Here is a 17,427-nt window from a genome sequence, read left to right as displayed (position 1 = left end):
GCCGCCGTCGGCCCCTGCCTGAAAAGCCCGTCCGTAGTGGAACGGCCCGTTCTTTCAGGAACCCGGCTGGGCGGCCGATGGCACCGGCGGCCCGCGCCGGGTTGGCAGGCGCACGCCGGCGCGCGTCCGCGGGAGGACGGCCGGAACCGGAAAAGGCGCTGGGACGCGGGCGGGAAGAATAGCTGCCGGTTCGTGCCGGCGGAAAAGCGGTTGCAGCCACGAGGCAAGTGTTGCCAGCACCCGTTCCCCGCGGGCCAGCAGGACGGCCGTGCACAGGGTGGCAACGGCGTGCGCAACGAACATCACGCCGTCGGACGCAGCGGAATGGACGCTTTCGGCCGCCGCGGGGCTTACGAAGGCCGGGTCCAAGGCTGCCCCCGTGTGTCCGGCATGGCCGGGATGACCGGGTGTCAGGGCAACGGACGCCGGTTCAGCATCACCCGCGCCGCCCAGCGTATCGAGCGCCCAGTGCAGCCAGAACTGGCCGGCACCCAGCAGACCAACCAGGGCAGGGCAGGAGAGCCGGAACCGTGTCACGGCGGCGACGGGAACCAGTGTCACGGCGAACAGCGCCGCCAGGATGGCCGCTGAGGGAAGCCGGCCGCCGCCCGCAAGGTGCCCGCCTGTGGCAAACCCGATAACGAGGGAGCCGATCAGCCCGGTGCGGAACAGCCGGAACGAGGCACGGGGCATCATTGGCGGTCCTTTCCGGAAGATCGACGGGCAAAGCGAAGTTCACGGCAAGTCTACGGGCCGGCTCCTGGCGCCGCCCGTGTTCCATCTTCCGAACCACCATTCCGGGCCGCCCAGCGGCCCTAGTATTTAGCCGCGGGTGACCACGAGCGCCGCGCTGTGCCCGCCGAACCCGAAGGCATTGACGAGTCCCGCCGGCGCCGTGCTGCCGCTGACGGTGCCGGTGATGACGTTGAGGTCCACCTCGGGGTCAAGGGCAGCCACGTTGTAGGTGCCGGGCAGGTCGCCGGTCCGGAGTGCCTGCAGCGTGGCGATGGCGGCCAGCGCACCCGCTCCGCCGAGCAAGTGTCCGGTGAGGGACTTCGTGGAGGTCACCGGGACCTGGCTACCGGCAATGGCCTTGATGGCCTGCGCCTCCAGCCGGTCTCCCACGGGCGTCGACGTGGCGTGCGCGTGCACGAAACCGATGTCAGTTCCATGGAGGCCAGCGGAGGCAAGGGCTTTCTCCATGACCCGCACCTGCATGTCCGGATCGGCTGCCACGATGTCGTTCGCGTCCGAGGTCACGGCTGCCCCGGCAATGCCGCCCAGCACTTCCGCGCCCCGGGCACGCGCGTGGTCCTCGCTTTCCAGCACCACGATCCCCGCTCCCTCAGACAGGACGAACCCGTCGCGGTCCCGGTCGAACGGCCGCGAGGCCCGCTCCGGATCGTCGTTGCGAGTGGAGAGTGCCCGAATCTGGGAAAAACCGCTGATGATCAGGTCGTTGACGCAGGCATCAACACCGCCGGCGATTACGACGTCGGCCGCCCCGGACCTGATCATTTCGGCACCCTGGGCAATCGCCTCGGCCCCGGACGCACAGGCACTGACGGGAGTGCGTGCCCCGCCCTTGGCACCGAGATCGATGGAAACCCATGCGGACGGCCCATTCACCATGAGCCGGGTCAGGGTGTGCGGGGAAACCTTGCGGGGGCCGCCGTTGTCCAGCTCCCTGACCTGTGCGAGCACGGTGTCCATGCCGCCGTAGGCCGAGCCGATCACGACGGCGAGCCGCTCCGGTTCGACGCTCGGCTTCCCAGCCTGTTCCCAGGCTTCGCGGGAGGCAACGAGTGCCAGCTGCCCGCAGCGGTCCATCCGTTTCAGCTCGCGGGTGCCCAGGAACGCGCCAAGATCGGCAGTGACCCGGCCCGCGATGCGCACCGGAAGGGCCTCAGCCCACCCGTCCTTCAACGCCGCGATGCCCGAGCGCCCGGCCAGCATCGCCTCCCAGGTTTCGGCCACTGTGGCCCCGAGCGGGTTCATGGAACCCATTCCGGTCACGACGACGCTGGCTGATCCTGTTAAAGGTGCCGCGGCAGACGGCTGGTTTGTGGACACGGCGATACCTTGCTTCGTTGGTTGGGAGACCGTTGGTTGGGAGACCGTTCGGGACCTGGAGTCCCTCGTTGGCGCAGCTACTTTGCGGGGTTGTGCGTCCCGATAGGAATCAGCGTGAGGTCGGGATGGTTCTTCTCGATGCGGCGCAGGGCCCAGACATCGTTGAAGAGGGCCAGGTATTCGCCGTCGGACCGCAGCAGCACCTCGGCGCCAGGGACGTTGGCCAGCGCCGGCATGGCGTCCGCCGTCGAGATCCTGGCCATGGAATACGGGAGGCGTTCCAGGCGCATGGGCGCGCTGAAGTCGTGCGCCATGCGGTCCTCCACCACTTCGAACTGCATGGGTCCGACGGCGGCAAGCACCGGCGCCTGGTCACCGCGGACGTCGGAGCGCAGCACCTGGATGACGCCCTCGTGCTCGAGCTGCTCGATGCCGCGGCGGAACTGCTTGAAGCGGCTGGGGTCCTTGGAGCGGGCAACCTGGAAGTGCTCGGGAGCGAACAGCGGAATGGCCGGGAACTCCACCGGTTCCTCAAGGAAGAGGCTGTCGCCCACCCGCAGCGAGGACGCGTTGACCAGGCCCACGACGTCGCCCGGGTAGGCCTCGTCGATGACCTCGCGTTCCCGGCCGAAGACCTGCTGCGCGTACTTGGTGGCGAACGACTTTCCGGTCCGGGTCTGGGTGACCACCATGCCGCGCTCGAATACGCCGGAGCAGACGCGGATAAAGGCCACGTGGTCGCGGTGGGCCTTGTTCATGCCTGCCTGGACCTTGAAGACGAAGCCGGAGAACGGCGATTCGACAGCACGCGGGGTGCCCTCGATGTCCGGCCGGGGCGCGGCCGGCGGGGCGAAGTCCACCAGGGCGTCCAGAAGTTCCTTGACGCCGAAGTTCAGCGCCGCGGAGCTGAACAGGATGGGGGTGGCCTTGCCCGCGTGGAAACTCTCGACGTCGAAGGCGAGATTGGACTCGATGACCAGCCCCGCCTCGTCGACGGCGTCCGTCCAGTTGCTGCCCTGGCTTTCGGCCGCCTCTTCGGGAGTGAAGTATTCGGTGAGGGCGATGCTGGCGCCGGCGTTGTTCCGCTGGAAGCGCGCGAACCTGTCGTTACGCAGGTCCCAGACGCCGCGGAAATCACCGGAGATGCCCACGGCCCAGGTCAGGGGCATGGGCTGCAGCCCGGTGCGTTCGGTGATCTCATCCATGAGGGCCAGTGCGTCCAGGCCGGGGCGGTCCCACTTGTTGATGACGGTGATGATGGGGAGGTTCCGCTGCTTGCAGACCTCGAAAAGCTTCATGGTCTGCGTCTCAAGGCCCTTGGCCGCGTCCACGAGCATCACGGCGCAGTCGACGGCGGCGAGCACCCGGTAGGTGTCCTCGGAGAAGTCTGCGTGGCCGGGGGTGTCCAGCAGGTTGATCACGGTGTCCCGGTAGGAGAACTGCAGGGCGGCCGAGCTGATGGAAATGCCGCGGTCCTTTTCCATCTGCATCCAGTCCGAGACCGTCTCCTTGCGGTTGGCCTTGCCGCTGGAAGCACCCGCGGTGCCGATCACCTTGGCGTGCAGGGCCAGGGCCTCGGTAAGCGTGGACTTGCCGGCGTCGGGGTGCGAGATAACGGCGAACGTCCGGCGCCGGGAGGCCTGCTTGTGGATCTCGTGCACTCGGGCGGGGCTCTGCACTTCTTGGGACACGGTGCTACTTTCACTGCGATCCGCTGGGGATCTTGGTTGGAGAATCTGGAACGGTTGGAAAATCTGGGACGGCCTGAAAAGTCTCCGTGGCATCAGATGGGGACATCAGATGCTCCGAAAATCCGGCGGCCGGGTGGCGGCGGAACCTGCCAACCAAGGCTTCAAGTTTATCGCAGCGGCGGAATCCGCACCGAAGGCGGGCCAAAAGTGCCCCTCAACCAACCGCCGTCGGACCCACTCCGGATGCCTGTTCCGCAGGCCTCCGACGGGGCACTTTAAGGCTTGCCTGTGCGGTTGCTGGGGTAATGTACCTCTAGGATGGTGCATGCGGGAAACCGAGTACTTTTGATCCTGCCGGCGGACTGTGAAAACCGGCAAACCTGCAGGCCCCGCCTGCACCTTTGAAGGGAATATCTATGGCTCGCAGCCCTGAAGAATCGCTCAAAGCGACTTTGGGGAGGGTGGCCCCGGGGACCGCGCTGCGGGACGGCCTGGAACGCATTCTCCGCGGACGAACCGGCGCGCTGATCGTGCTGGGCTCGGACCGGACCATCGACTCGATCTGTTCGGGCGGCTTCGACATCGGCATCGACTTTTCACCGACCCGGCTCCGCGAACTGGCCAAGATGGACGGCGCCATCATCTGCGACAGGGACGCCGGCAACATCCTCCGAGCGGCCGTCCAGCTCGTGCCGGACCCCAGCATCGAAACCCAGGAATCCGGCACCCGGCACCGGACCGCCGAACGCGTTGCCATCCAGACCGGCGTCCCGGTGATCTCGGTGAGCCAGTCCATGCAGATCATCGCCCTGTACGTCAACGGGCTTCGGCACGTGCTGGAGGGCTCCGAAAAGGTCCTGGCGCGCGCCAACCAGGCCCTGGCCACGCTGGAACGCTACCGTTCCCGCCTGGACCAGGTGACCAGCTCGCTCTCCGCCCTGGAGATCGAGGCCATGGTGACCGTGCGCGATGTCGCCGTGACCCTGCAGCGCCAGGAAATGGTGCGCCGGATTTCCGAGGAGATCTCGCAGTATGTCCTGGAGCTGGGCGAGGACGGCAGGCTCCTGTCCCTCCAGCTGGACGAGCTCACCGTGGGCCGCGGCCCGGGCAGCGACATCATCATCCGCGACTACGCCGGGCCGAACGCCTCTCCCGAGGACATCGACGGTGCGGTCAGCGCGCTCCTCAACCTCGGCCCCACCGAACTCATCGACCTCAGCAAGATCGCGGGGATCATCGGCTTCGCCGGGGGCGTCGACACCCTGGACGCCGTGGTGCAGCCGCGGGGCTACCGCCTTCTTTCCGGGCTCAAGGCTGTGCCCAAAGCGGTCGCCGACAGGCTGGTGGACCACTTCGGCGGGCTGCAGTACCTCATGGCTGCCACCATCGACGACCTGATGACCGTGGACGGCATCGGCGACCAGCGCGCCCGCACGGTCCGGGAGGGCCTCAGCCGGATGGCCGAAGCCAGCCTGCTGGACCGCTTCCTCTGATTCCCATCGACTGCTCCACAAGTGCCCTTTTGGGCGCCCAAAAGGGCTCCTACGGAGCAACCGATGGGTCAGGCGGCGTCAGCTGAGCTGGAAGACCGTCGGCGGGCTGACCTTGGCGCCAAGCTTCGCGATGAACACGTAGTATCCGCCGCCGGCAACCGCGCCGTCCGGGACATTCTCGCAGCCTTGCACGGAACGGTTGCGCGGCCACGGGAAGTTCGCGGTTTCGCTCTTGCCGGGCGCGATGGTCTTGATCAAGTCAGTGCTGGCAGCCTGGCAGTCGGCGGATGAGAAGACACGGTCCGAGCCGCTGGTGACCAGGAAGTCCATCTGCGACGTTCCGATGTTCACCTTGCACGGCAGCTTTCCGCCGTTGGTGACCGTGAGGCTCAGCACTGGCTTTTCGTCCGCGGCGTAGGACGTCTTGTTCGTGGTTGCCTTGACCGTCACCAGCTTCTGGTCGCAGGTGGGCGAAGCGGACGGGGTTGCTGACGGGCTGGCCGGCGCCGTGGACCCGGGCTGGGCCGTGCCGGCGCCTTGCGTCGAAGGATCCGTCGTCGAAGGATCCTGTGTGGAGTCCTGGGCGGACGAGGCCTGCTGGGCGCCGCCGAGGAGACTGGTGAGTGTGGCGACCCCGCCGGCGATCAGGCCCAGGACCAGCAGCAGCGCCACTCCGGCAAAGAGCCGACGGCGTCGGTACACGGCGGGGCTCGGCTTGCGCCCTGCGCGGGGCGCCGCACTGTTCCGCGCTGCGCTGTTCCCTGCCGTGCTGTTCCGTGCCGCGGGTTTCTGTGCCGCCGATTTCGGCGACCGGTTCCGGCCCGCACCGGAGTTCGGAGTGTCTTGCCTGCCCATCCTTCTAGGTTAAGGAAAGGCCGGCCTTCTGTAGCCCCACCACGCCGCCCCTGCCGCACCATGTCCAATTCGTGACTCAATTTCGGGTGACAACTGTCAGCACACTTACTAAAATTGAATCCCGGTTACCACTTACCGGGCCGAGTTGGAGAGGACGACTGATGGTAGATCACGTGTCTGGCGGTCACCTCGAACGCGTCCTGCTGCCGCTGACGTTTGGCAAACATCAGAGCCAGGGGATTGAGTTCACGGTGCTGGCGGTTGAGATCTGGGACACCGGGATAGTGGTGAACCTGCATCTCGCATCGGTCAATGAAGACGAGCCGCAAACCCCCGCAATCGTTGTCCATGACCACTTTGGCACAGAGTACAAGTTGGATGAGGTGGCCACCGTCGGCACCCGCCAGCTGCAGTTCTTTGCGCCCTCAATACCGGAAGGAACGCGCAGCCTGACCATCCGCTCCGGGGACCCGAACAGTGCCAGCTTCGTGGTGGCCCTTGCTGTTCCGGCGCCCAACGGGCGTGGCGGTGAAACCCTGCACGGCCATGTGCGGCGGCTGCCGGCGCGGCGGGAGGGACTGCCTCCCGCGGAACAAGAGGCCAGCTGACGGCACGCGCCGGGAACCGCCGTCGGGGTTTTCAACTAGAGTGTTGGCATCAAAACCACAACCGATTACCCCGAGTTGACCGACGTCCACTCCACGCTGGAGGACTGATTCGAGGCCGAGGCCCGTGACTTGCCGTGGCGCGCGGCCGACTGCCCGCCCTGGGGCGTGCTGGTCAGTGAGATCATGCTGCAGCAGACCCCCGTGGTGCGTGTGCTGCCGGTCTGGGAGGAATGGCTGCGCCGGTGGCCTGAACCTGCCGCGCTGGCCCGGGAACCCGCGGGTGAGGCCGTCCGCGCCTGGGGCCGGCTGGGCTATCCGCGGCGCGCGCTCAGGCTGCATGGCGCGGCGGTCGCCATCGAACGTGACCATGGGGGCACCGTCCCGTCGGACTACGCCGAGCTGCTCAGCCTGCCGGGCGTAGGCAGCTATACGGCGGCCGCCGTCGCCGCTTTTGCCTTTGGGCGCCGCGAAACCGTGGTGGATACGAACATCCGGCGCGTCCACGCGCGGCTCTTTTCGGGAGCGGCCCTGCCCGCCCCCGCCCTGACGGCCGCGGAGATGCGGCTTGCCGCGGAGTTGCTGCCCTCCGATGCCGGCAGTTCCGTCCGCTGGAACGCCTCAGTCATGGAGCTGGGGGCGCTGGTGTGCACGGCGCGGGCGCCCAAATGCCCTGCGTGCCCGGTGCGCGACCGTTGCGCCTGGCTCGCCGCCGGCGAGCCACTGCCGGCGTACACGCCCAAGGGCCAGGCGTGGCACGGCACCGACCGCCAGGTCCGTGGCGGCGTGATGGCCGTCCTCCGGCTGGCAGAGGCGCCGGTGCCGGCTGAGATGTTCCAGCAGGCCCCGGCCGACCTCGGGTTCGAAGCGGCCGGCATCGGCGTGCCGCTGGCCGCCCTGCACCGACTGAACTGCGCGCCGGAGCAGCTGGAACGGGCGCTCGCGGGCCTGCTGGAAGACGGCCTGGCCGAACTGCACCAGGGCGGCTACCGGTTGCCGGCCTGACAGCCACGGGCACGGGGTAGCCATGGCTCGTTCGCCGCGGATTTTGGTCTCGATTAGGCACCCAGCGCCGGGGACGGGATAACAATGAGGGCGCCAGTTTCGCCCCGCCGGCTCCTCCGCCCAAGGGCGGATTTACCCTGAAGTATGGGCAAGACAGGGGTACTTTTGGCCACAATCACGACGACGGCACTTATCTCGGGCTGCCATGCTTTCGAGGCGGTGTGCCCGGCGGTCGGCCAGGTGTCCGGAGTCGCCGTCACTGTGGCGGCCGGCTACTCGCCCCAAGTGAAAACGCTGCAACTGAAGGCGTGCCAGGACGGCAGGTGCAAAGAGGACACCCTGGAGCTCGTCCCGGGCTCCGTCCCTGTGGATCTCGGCTGCACCGATGACTCCAGGCCCGACGGCGTATGCTCAGCGACTTCCAAGCCGGACGGCACGCGGCGCGGAATGCTTAATCTGGACACCCTGGGAGACTCCCCCATCGACGTCACCGCGAGCGGGTCTTACGCCAACGGCAAGCCGCTGCCCACACGCACGCTGCACTTCGAGCCCCAGGCCAGCTACCCGTTTGGCGAGCAGTGCGGACGGTTTATTTCCGCTTCCGTGGTGCTGGATGCGGCGGGCCTCAGGCAGGACAGGTAGCCTGGCCTGATCCGCGTCAGGGTTCCCCGAAGCCGTTCCTGACCAGCCCCGCCACATAGGCCACGGCCCTTTCGGCGTCGGGGCCGAACGCTTCCACGTGCAGCACCGAGCCCTTGCCGGCGCCCAGTGTCATCAGCCCCGTCATGGAGGCGCCATCCACCCCATTCACCGTCACGTCCGCATCCAGCGCCGACAGCCCGCCGGCTATCTTGGCGGCCGGCCGGGCGTGCATGCCTGCGAGGTTTACGAGCTCGAAGTCGCCGCTGGCATCCGGGGCGGCCGGAACTTCCGTTTCTCCCGCCGCCGGGCCGTACCCAGGCTGGTTGCTTGCCGTCTGGCCGCCCGCGGCGAGGCGGTCCTCGGCCTTGGGACGGGACGCCGGATAGCCATGTGTGGCCTCCGCGGCACGCCGGACGGCGTGAACGCTGGCGCCGCCCTGGGCTGCCACCGCGGCCGCCACCAGCCCCTCCACAATGGGGGCGTCTGCAAGTAGCACCGGGCCACTGTCCTCGGCGAACTCCATGGCGGACTCCGCCGTCATCACTGCTGACCCCAGATCGGTCAGCACCACGACGCCGTCGGCACCGGCAGCCGTTTCCAGGGCCGCCATCACCTTTTCCATGCTGGTGCCGATCCGGCCGTCGGACGTTCCGCCAGCCGCAACCATCATCACGTCCGGTGCCATCTGGGCCGCGAGTTCCACGGCGCCGTCGGCAATCTTGTCACTGTGCGAAACCACCACGATCCGCACTGTCATGCGGCGGCTCCGGCTGCGGCGCGGAGAATGAGGGCGCTCGAGGCCGCCCCGGGGTCACGGTGGCCGGCGCTTCGCTCCCCGAGGTAGCTGGCCCGGCCCTTGCGTGCCACCAGGGGGTCTGTGGCCACGGCACCGGCCTCGGCGGCTTCCGCCGCGGCGATGAGGACTGCCAGGGTGTCGCCGTCGGCCGCGGCTGCTGCCGCTGCCTCAGCGGCCGGCGTCCAGGCATCCACCATCGTCTTGTCGCCTGCCTCGGCCTTGCCCCGGGCCACGATGCCGTCCCTGGCCGCTGCGAGTGCTGCTGCGAGCACCGGGGCGTCGACATACGCGGCATCCCCAAGAGTGGTCGCGGCCCGCAGGAAGGCCGTGCCGTAGAGCGGGCCGGCAGCCCCGCCGACCTTCGACATCAGCGCCATGGCCGTCAGCTTGAGCGCCGCGCCGGGGGTCTCAGGAGGGCTTTCGGCCAGCTTGTCGAGGACCGCCTGGAAGCCGCGGTCCATGTTCTCACCGTGGTCCGAATCCCCAATGGCCCTGTCCAGCTCGATGAGTTCCACCCTGTGTTCCGCCATTGCCTGGGCGGACAGCGTCAGCCATTTGACGGCCCAGGTCACGTCCAGTCCCACTGCTACACGCCCCAGCGCAGGGCGGGCGTGTGCACAGGTGCATCCCAGAGGGCCGTCATCTCGTCGTCAAGCCGCAGCACGGAGACGGAGCAACCCTGCATCTCAAGGGATGTGATGTAGTTCCCCACAAGGGAACGCTCCACCGCAATGCCGCGCTCCGCCAGGATCTGGGCGGCCCGACGGTACACGATGTACAACTCACTCAGCGGCGTTCCGCCCATGCCGTTGACGAACAGGAGCACCTTCTCCCCCATCGCCATTCCGAGGTCGCTGAGGATCGGTTCCAGCAGGCGGTTGGTGATGCCGTCGGCGTTTTCCATGGCGATCTTGTGCCGGCCCGGCTCGCCGTGGATCCCGATGCCGATTTCGATCTCGTTGTCCGCAAGGTCAAAGCTCGGGGATCCGGCGTGTGGCACCGTGCAGGCCGAGAGCGCAACGCCCATGGTCCGCACGTTCTGGTTCACGCGGTCGCCGATGGCCGCCACCGCGTCGAGGTCGTCACCGCGCTCTGCTGCGGCACCGGCGATCTTCTCCACCAGGACCGTGCCGCCCACTCCCCTGCGCCCGGCCGTGTACAGCGAGTCCTCCACCGCGACGTCGTCGTTGACGAGGACGGTACGGACCTCCACGCCCTCCGCTTGGGCCATCTCCGCCGCCGTCTCAAAGTTCAGGACGTCGCCGGTGTAGTTCTTGACGATGTGGACCACGCCGGCGCCGGAGTTCACGGCGAGCGTGGCCGGAATGATCTGGTCGGGGGTCGGTGAGGTGAAGACGGCGCCGGGCACGGCGGCGTCGAGCATGCCACGCCCCACGAAGCCGGCATGCAGCGGCTCATGCCCACTGCCGCCACCGGACACCAGGCCGACCTTGCCTGCAACGGGGGCATCCTTGCGGGTGACGTATTTCGGGTCGGCGTTGACGGTCACAAGGTCGGCATGGGCAAGGCCGAATCCCTCCACGGATTCATCGACTACAGCACGGGGGTCATTGATGAGCTTTTTCACGGCCGGCTCCTGGGCTCTCGGTGCTTCATTGACATCGGTCAGGATGTGCTTTGACCCTACTACCGGCACCGGCTGCGGGGAAGTTCCGGCCGCCCGCCTTGGTTCCCCGGCGGACGAATTCACCGGAAGGGGCAGCCCCCAATGCTGCCCCTTCCGGCTCCCCGACAGTTTATCCAGCAAATTTACAAAAAGAAGGGGTACTCGGAGGAGTGCGGCCCTGCGGAGTCCAGCCGCGAGGAGGTCGGAGCGGGCTCTAGAGAGCCTTGATCATCCTCGTGTTGCCGAGCGTGTTGGGCTTCACGCGCGCGAGGTCCAGGAACTCCGCCACGCCTTCGTCGTGCGAGCGCAGCAGCTCGGAGTACACCTGCGGGTCCACGGCCGACTGGTCCGCCATCACCTCGAAGCCGTGCCGCTTGAAGAAGTCCACCTCGAAGGTCAGGCAGAACACCCGCGCGACGCCCAGCGCCGCTGCCTGCTTCAGGAGGCTCTCGACCAGGACGTGCCCCACGCCCTTGCCACGCCACGCATCCGAGGCCGCCAGGGTGCGAACTTCCGCGAGGTCCTCCCACATGACGTGCAGGGCGCCGCAGCCGATGACCTCGCCGGCCGCCGACTCGGCGATAAGGAACTCCTGCAGGCTCTCGTAATAGGCCACCGTCTCCTTGGCCATCAGTATTCGCTCTTCCGCCAGCGGCGCCACCAGTCTCTTGATGGCAGCCACATCGCTGGTCCGGGCAGGGCGAACGGTGAAGGAGTCAGTCACAGCCCCCATCTTACGGCGACAGCCACGGTCACCTGCGGCCCGGGGGTCACAGGCCCAGGTCGGCCGGGAGTTCGATGTCCTTGCCGAGGACATTCCTGGCCAGGAAGTGTTCAACCACGCCGTACCAGACCTTGGCGTGCTGCGGCTGCAGGATCCAGTGGTTCTCGTCGGGGTAGAACAGGAACCGGTGGCTCGTCTGTCCGTTAGCGTCGGAGGCGAGCTGGGACTTGGACAGCAGCTCGTACCAAAGTCGCAGGCCTTCCCCGATGGGCACGCGGTAGTCCTTGTCGCCATGGATGACCAGCATGGGCGTCCGGATCTTCTCCACGTGCAGGTGCGGGGAGTTCTCCAGCGCCATTTCCGCCGTCATTTCCTTGAGCCAGTACTGCGACGCGTCAGTGGTGGGCCCGAACTGGTCCAGCGCCCACAGGCTGGCATGAGTCACGATCGCCTTAAAGCGGTCGGTCTGCCCGGCCACCCAGTTAGCCATGTAGCCGCCGAAGGAGCCGCCCATCGCGGCCGTGCGGCTGCCGTCGATGTCCGGCCGCTGCACCATCGAATCCGTGATGGCCATGAGGTCCGTATACGGGGCCTTGCCCCAGCCGCCCCAGCCGCGCTGGATGTATTCCTGGCCGTAGCCCGTGGACAAAGCGGGATCCGGAAGCAGGACAGCGTAGCCCCGGGACGTGAGCAGCCACGGATTCCAGCGCCAGGTCCAGGCATTCCAGGATCCCAGCGGGCCGCCATGGATCCACAGCAGCAGCGGCGCGGGGTTCTCGGCGGAAGCCCCCGCGGGCAGGGCCAGGTAGGCGGGCACGCGGGTGCCGTCGGCCGCCGTCGTCTCCACCCGCTCCAGCGACCCTGCAGTTTGCGGCCGTTCCGCCGGGGACGGCAGTCGCGTGACGTCCCCGGTGGCGAGGTCGATCCGGACAGGTTCGGCGGGGAACTCATACGAGCTCCGCAGCGCGTAGGCGCTGCGTCCGTCGGGTGAAACGACGACGTCGGTGTAGGCCGCCGCGTCCGGCGTTACCCGGGTGACGCTCCCCCGGGCGGCACCTGCCGCAACGTTGACGGCGAAAACCGGCGACGCGCCGTCGTCGTCCGCCGTGACCAGGAGGGCGGATCCGTCCGGGAGCCAAGCCTCCGGGTGGGGCCACCGGTCCCAGCCGTGAGCCAGGGGCTGCAGGTCCTCCCGGCCGGCTTCGCCGGAGACATCGAGAAGGTGCAGCTTGACCTGCGGGGCCTGTCGGGGCGTGGTCTCGCTGACGCTGAGGACGGCGAGGGTGGCGCCGTCGGGGCTGACCGGCCCCGGAAAGAAGTCCATCCCCTCCTCGTCGAGGAGCACCCGGAGGGTACCGGTGGCAACGTCGACGGCGGCCAGGACCGAGCGGAGGTCGGCCTTGGACAGCGGCTTCAAAATGCTCGTGTAGAGGGTCTTGCCGTCCGGGCTGACCACCGAGACAGCCTCGCGGAGGCGGGACCCTGCCTGCCGGGTAAGGTTGCGCAGCGTGAGGGGCGCGGCCCTGTCCACGGTGGCGGGCTTGCCGGGTTCCTGCTCGGCCCCTGGCTCCACTGCGAAGAGCCGCGGCTGGGCAGGGCCGAGGTCCGCGTCCCAGTAGCGCACCGGGTATTCGCTGTGCAGGACGGCCGCCACCTTGTTGTCCTTGCGGCTCTTGCGGCGTTCGGCGTCGGCCTCCTCGTCGCTGGAGCCGGCAAGGACGGACGCGGTGACGAACGCCGCGTTCGCGTCCCTTGCCGCCATGACCTTCTCCACGCCGCCTGGCCTCGACAGGACCACGCGGGCCTCACCGCCGTCTGCGGGGAGCACCCAGAGCACACTGACGGGATCGCCGTCGGCTTCCTTGTCCGGATCCGGCCGGGCGGACGTGAAGTAGACGTCGCCGTTGGCAGCGAACGCGGCGCCCGCTTCGCCCTTGGCACTGCGGGTGATCCTGCGGGCCTGCTTCTCGCCCGCAGGGTCCAGCTCCCACAGGGCCGTGCCGTATTCGGTGCCCTTGCTGTTGAGCGTGGCCACCGTGGTCACCAGCCGCCGGCCGTCAGGGCTGAGGGCCAAGCCACTGACACGCGGGATCGCCAGGTAGTGGTCGAGGTCGTGGAAAGGCGTCGCCGGTTGCTCACGCAGGATCGCTGCATCTTCAGTTGACATGTGCTGATTCAACACCTCCTGTGCCCTGGATCACAGCAGGGTTCACTATTAGTGAAACAGTACTTTCAGAACTGCGCCGCTGCCGCCCGACGCAAGAGGCCCCACCTGCCCCCTTTCGGGAACTGGCGGGGCCTCTTGGCGCTGGAGTGCGGCTGGGAGCCAGGCGCTCGGAGCTAGGCGCTCGGGGCGATCTCCGGGATGCGCGGCTTGGCGTTGCCGGCGAAGGTGAACTTCGCGTCGTCGCCTTCGCCGTCCACATCCACCACCACGATGTCGCCGGGGTGCAGCTCGCCGAAGAGGATCTTCTCGGAGAGCTGGTCCTCGATCTCGCGCTGGATGGTGCGGCGCAGCGGCCGGGCACCCATGGCGGGATCGTAGCCGCGGGTGGCCAGGAGCACCTTGGCTGCCTTGGTCAGCTCGATGCCCATGTCCTTGTCCTTGAGGCGCTTCTCCAAGCGGGTGACGAACATGTCCACGATCTCGATGATCTCGTCCTGCGTCAGCTGCGGGAACACCACGACGTCGTCAACACGGTTGAGGAACTCGGGGCGGAAGTGCTGCTTAAGCTCCTCCGTGACCCGGGCACGCATCCGGTTGTAGCCGGTCTGGGTGTCCGTGCCGGACTGGAAACCGGTGGCAACGCTCTTGGAGATGTCCCGGGTTCCGAGGTTCGTGGTCATGATGATCACCGTGTTCTTGAAGTCCACCACGCGGCCCTGGGAGTCAGTCAGGCGGCCGTCTTCCAGGATCTGCAGCAGCGAGTTGAAGAGGTCCGCGTGGGCCTTTTCCACTTCGTCGAACAGGACCACCGAGAACGGACGGCGGCGGACCTTCTCGGTCAGCTGCCCGCCCTCTTCATAACCGACGTAGCCGGGAGGTGCACCGAAGAGCCGCGATACCGTGTGCTTCTCGGAGTACTCGGACATGTCCAGCGTGATGAGGGCATCCTCTTCACCGAACAGGAACTCGGCGAGGGCCTTGGCGAGTTCGGTCTTGCCGACGCCGGTGGGGCCGGCGAAGATGAACGAACCACCGGGGCGCTTCGGGTCCTTGAGGCCTGCACGGGTGCGGCGAATGGCCTGGGACAGCGCCCTGATGGCCTCGTCCTGGCCGACGACGCGCTTGTGCAGTTCGTCTTCCATCTTCAGCAGCCGCGAGGATTCTTCCTCGGTCAGCTTGAAGACCGGGATGCCCGTGGAGTTGGCGAGGACTTCGGCGATCAGGTCCTCGTCCACCTCGGAGATGTCATCCATCCCGCCGGTCTTCCAGTGGCGTTCCTTCTCGGAGCGCTCCGTGATGAGCTTCTGCTCCTTGTCGCGCAGCGCGGCAGCACCCTCGAAGTCCTGCGCATCAATCGCGGACTCCTTCTCCATCTTCAGCTCGGAGATGCGCTCGTCCATCTCCTTGAGCTCCGGCGGAGCCGTCATGCGGCGGATCCGGAGCCGGGCGCCGGCTTCGTCGATGAGGTCGATCGCCTTGTCCGGCAGGAACCGGTCCGAAATGTAGCGCTCGGAAAGGTTCGCGGCCGAGGCGAGGGCGCCGTCGGTGATGGTGACGCGGTGGTGCGCCTCGTAGCGGTCCCGCAGGCCCTTGAGGATCTCGATTGCGTGCGCAACCGACGGCTCCTTGACCTGGATGGGCTGGAAGCGGCGCTCGAGCGCGGCATCCTTCTCGATGTGCTTGCGGTACTCGTCCAGCGTGGTGGCGCCGATGGTCTGCAGCTCGCCGCGGGCCAGCATGGGCTTCAGGATCGAGGCTGCGTCGATGGCACCTTCGGCGGCACCGGCGCCCACGAGGGTGTGGATCTCGTCGATGAAGAGGATGATGTCGCCGCGGGTGCGGATTTCCTTGAGGACCTTCTTCAGTCGCTCTTCGAAGTCACCACGGTAGCGGGAGCCGGCCACGAGGGAGCCAAGGTCCAGCGTGTACAGCTGCTTGTCCTTGATGGTCTCCGGCACGTCGCCGCGCACGATCGCCTGGGCCAGTCCCTCGACGACGGCGGTCTTGCCGACGCCGGGCTCGCCGATCAGCACCGGGTTGTTCTTGGTGCGGCGGGAAAGGACCTGCATGACACGTTCCATTTCCTGCTCGCGGCCGATCACAGGGTCCAGCTTGTTCTCGCGGGCGGCCTGTGTCAGGTTCCGGCCAAACTGGTCCAGCACTACAGAGCCGGCGGGGGTACCCTCGGCCTGGCTCTGGCCGACGCCGGCACCAGTGGTCTCTTTGCCCTGGTAGCCCGAGAGCAGCTGGATGACCTGCTGGCGGACCCGGTTGAGGTCGGCGCCGAGCTTCACCAGCACCTGCGCCGCCACACCCTCACCCTCGCGGATGAGTCCCAGCAGGATGTGCTCCGTGCCGATGTAGTTGTGGCCGAGCTGCAGGGCTTCGCGCAGCGAAAGCTCCAGCACCTTCTTTGCACGCGGCGTGAAGGGGATGTGGCCGGAAGGCGCCTGCTGGCCCTGGCCGATGATCTCCTGCACCTGCTCGCGGACGCCGTCGAGCGAAATGCTCAAGGACTCAAGAGCTTTGGCGGCAACGCCCTCACCCTCGTGGATCAGACCCAAGAGGATGTGTTCGGTACCAATGTAATTGTGGTTCAGCATGCGTGCCTCTTCTTGGGCAAGCACAACTACGCGACGGGCACGGTCCGTAAATCGCTCAAACATTTCGCCACACTCCTAGCTACGACGTACTTTGATGCTACGTGGGGGAACCCTGACTTGGGGAGCTTGTTCGCCACAGGGGAAACCGGGGGTCTTGCACAGGTCCGCGCAGCTGCCCCGCCGGCCCCGCCGGCGTGATGCCGGAGAAGGTTTGAATAGCATCCGGGGGCACGCGGTCTGAATTTGCCGTTTCGCTTAGCAGGGTGCCGGAAATCACCCGGCGCGGAATGTGCCAGGGGCCGCGGATTAGCCCGCACACCATCCGATTCGCGTGACCATCGGAATCGATTACCGGGCTGGCGGCGGTTCTGATTAACGCCGGTCTGATTAATGCGGACGGCATCGGCCGATTAAAGCGCAGCGCCCCCGTCAACCGGGGGCGCCGCACATTTGCTTCGAACTTTTTTGCCCTGGCTGATTGTCAGGGCACCAGGCTAGGAATTGGCCTTTTGGTAGGCTTCCTGGATTTCTGCCTGAATACGGCCGCGCGCGTTTACGGTGTAACCGTGGTCCCGCGCCCACTGGCGTATCTGGGCAGAGTCCTGGCTGCGTCCGCCCGGTGCCTTGGCACGGGTCGGGCGGCCGCCGGACGTTTTGCGGCCGGCTGAAACAAAGCGTTCCAGTGATGACCGCAGTTCTGAAGCGTTGGCCGAGGACAGGTCAATTTCATAACCGACCCCATCCAGGCCGAAGCGAACGGTTTCGTCCGCAGATCCCCCATCCAGATCGTCCACGAGGACGATATTGACTTTCTGTGCCATCAAAAATCTCTCTTTTGGAAAGGACGTGTAATCAGAAAAGCAGGATGTTTCCATCTGAAGTATCTCCCCCAATAAGGCAACGCGTCAAAACACGCAATGGTTCCTTGGGGAAAACTGGGGGCGAAAAAAGTCGCCTGCTATTTGTCTGATTTACTCGGCGGTTCTGCGGAATCGTCTCCGGCTGCCGCCCGGGCGTCGGCTTCGGCCTGCGCGCGTGCTTCGGCCTGGCGTTCTGCCTTGTCCGCGTTAAAGATCGACTTCATTGCAAACCAAAAGAGCAGGCCAACTACCAGCGAGGGCAGCAGTACGGCGACGTAGTCCATCA

General features: G+C 67.0%; 16 protein-coding genes. 4 read left to right on the top strand and 12 right to left on the bottom strand.

The window, feature by feature from the left end:
• Positions 1-54 precede the first annotated feature (54 nt).
• The 3 genes from QF036_RS03085 to QF036_RS03075 form a co-directional block, all read right to left on the bottom strand.
• Entirely contained in the window at positions 55-696 is a 642-nt protein-coding gene (locus QF036_RS03085; protein ID WP_307099140.1) for a hypothetical protein, read from the bottom strand.
• Between the two features lie 126 nt (positions 697-822).
• Positions 823-2,073, bottom strand: a complete 1,251-nt coding sequence (locus QF036_RS03080) for a beta-ketoacyl-[acyl-carrier-protein] synthase family protein (RefSeq protein WP_307099138.1) — start codon at positions 2,071-2,073, stop codon at positions 823-825.
• Positions 2,074-2,150: 77 nt separating this feature from the next.
• Positions 2,151-3,764, bottom strand: a complete 1,614-nt coding sequence (locus QF036_RS03075) for a peptide chain release factor 3 (protein ID WP_307099136.1) — start codon at positions 3,762-3,764, stop codon at positions 2,151-2,153.
• 416 nt (positions 3,765-4,180) lie between these two features.
• On the opposite strand from QF036_RS03075, the gene disA reads away from it, so the two are divergent.
• Entirely contained in the window at positions 4,181-5,257 is a 1,077-nt protein-coding gene (gene disA, locus QF036_RS03070) for a DNA integrity scanning diadenylate cyclase DisA (protein WP_003799779.1), read from the top strand.
• Between the two features lie 78 nt (positions 5,258-5,335).
• Here the strand turns inward: disA and QF036_RS03065 are convergent, their stop codons facing one another.
• Positions 5,336-6,112, bottom strand: coding sequence for a hypothetical protein (locus QF036_RS03065; protein WP_307099135.1), 777 nt, complete (start codon positions 6,110-6,112; stop codon positions 5,336-5,338).
• Positions 6,113-6,273: 161 nt separating this feature from the next.
• Here QF036_RS03065 and QF036_RS03060 point away from each other — a divergent pair, with 161 nt between their 5' ends.
• The 3 genes from QF036_RS03060 (at position 6,274) to QF036_RS03050 (ending at position 8,364) form a co-directional block, all read left to right on the top strand.
• The gene (locus QF036_RS03060) at positions 6,274-6,720 is read left to right on the top strand and encodes a hypothetical protein (protein WP_307099133.1); all 447 of its coding nucleotides are present in this window, start codon (positions 6,274-6,276) and stop codon (positions 6,718-6,720) included.
• Between the two features lie 165 nt (positions 6,721-6,885).
• Positions 6,886-7,722, top strand: a complete 837-nt coding sequence (locus QF036_RS03055) for an A/G-specific adenine glycosylase (RefSeq protein ID WP_373460246.1) — start codon at positions 6,886-6,888, stop codon at positions 7,720-7,722.
• A 144-nt stretch (positions 7,723-7,866) separates the two neighbouring features.
• Positions 7,867-8,364 (top strand): hypothetical protein, encoded by a 498-nt coding sequence (locus QF036_RS03050; RefSeq protein ID WP_307099129.1) that lies wholly within the window; start codon positions 7,867-7,869, stop codon positions 8,362-8,364.
• A 16-nt stretch (positions 8,365-8,380) separates the two neighbouring features.
• Here the strand turns inward: QF036_RS03050 and dhaM are convergent, their stop codons facing one another.
• From dhaM to QF036_RS03010, 8 genes are all read right to left on the bottom strand, one after another.
• Positions 8,381-9,121, bottom strand: coding sequence for a dihydroxyacetone kinase phosphoryl donor subunit DhaM (dhaM, locus tag QF036_RS03045; RefSeq protein ID WP_307099128.1), 741 nt, complete (start codon positions 9,119-9,121; stop codon positions 8,381-8,383).
• Positions 9,118-9,744, bottom strand: a complete 627-nt coding sequence (gene dhaL, locus QF036_RS03040) for a dihydroxyacetone kinase subunit DhaL (protein ID WP_307099126.1) — start codon at positions 9,742-9,744, stop codon at positions 9,118-9,120. The genes dhaM and dhaL overlap by 4 nt, the downstream gene beginning before the upstream one ends.
• 2 nt (positions 9,745-9,746) lie before the next feature.
• Positions 9,747-10,748 (bottom strand): dihydroxyacetone kinase subunit DhaK, encoded by a 1,002-nt coding sequence (gene dhaK, locus QF036_RS03035; RefSeq protein WP_307099124.1) that lies wholly within the window; start codon positions 10,746-10,748, stop codon positions 9,747-9,749.
• A gap of 253 nt (positions 10,749-11,001) precedes the next feature.
• Positions 11,002-11,520 carry an amino-acid N-acetyltransferase gene (locus QF036_RS03030; protein ID WP_373460058.1) on the bottom strand — a complete coding sequence of 173 codons (519 nt, stop codon included), beginning with the start codon at positions 11,518-11,520 and terminating at the stop codon, positions 11,002-11,004.
• A gap of 37 nt (positions 11,521-11,557) precedes the next feature.
• Positions 11,558-13,678 carry a S9 family peptidase gene (locus tag QF036_RS03025; RefSeq protein WP_307099119.1) on the bottom strand — a complete coding sequence of 707 codons (2,121 nt, stop codon included), beginning with the start codon at positions 13,676-13,678 and terminating at the stop codon, positions 11,558-11,560.
• 173 nt (positions 13,679-13,851) lie between these two features.
• On the bottom strand, positions 13,852-16,344 hold the full coding sequence (locus tag QF036_RS03020) for an ATP-dependent Clp protease ATP-binding subunit (RefSeq protein ID WP_307099117.1): 2,493 nt from the start codon (positions 16,342-16,344) through the stop codon (positions 13,852-13,854).
• Positions 16,345-16,775: 431 nt separating this feature from the next.
• The gene (locus tag QF036_RS03015; protein WP_307099115.1) at positions 16,776-17,102 is read right to left on the bottom strand and encodes a histone-like nucleoid-structuring protein Lsr2; all 327 of its coding nucleotides are present in this window, start codon (positions 17,100-17,102) and stop codon (positions 16,776-16,778) included.
• Between the two features lie 137 nt (positions 17,103-17,239).
• Complete coding sequence (locus tag QF036_RS03010) at positions 17,240-17,425, bottom strand: hypothetical protein (protein ID WP_307099113.1); 186 nt, start codon at positions 17,423-17,425, stop codon at positions 17,240-17,242.
• Positions 17,426-17,427 lie beyond the last annotated feature (2 nt).

This window comes from Arthrobacter globiformis, assembly GCF_030817195.1.
GTDB classification, from domain to species: Bacteria; Actinomycetota; Actinomycetes; order Actinomycetales; family Micrococcaceae; genus Arthrobacter; species Arthrobacter globiformis_D.
Note: the sequence above shows the minus strand (reverse complement) of the source record. Positions and strands in the feature narration are given on the sequence as shown.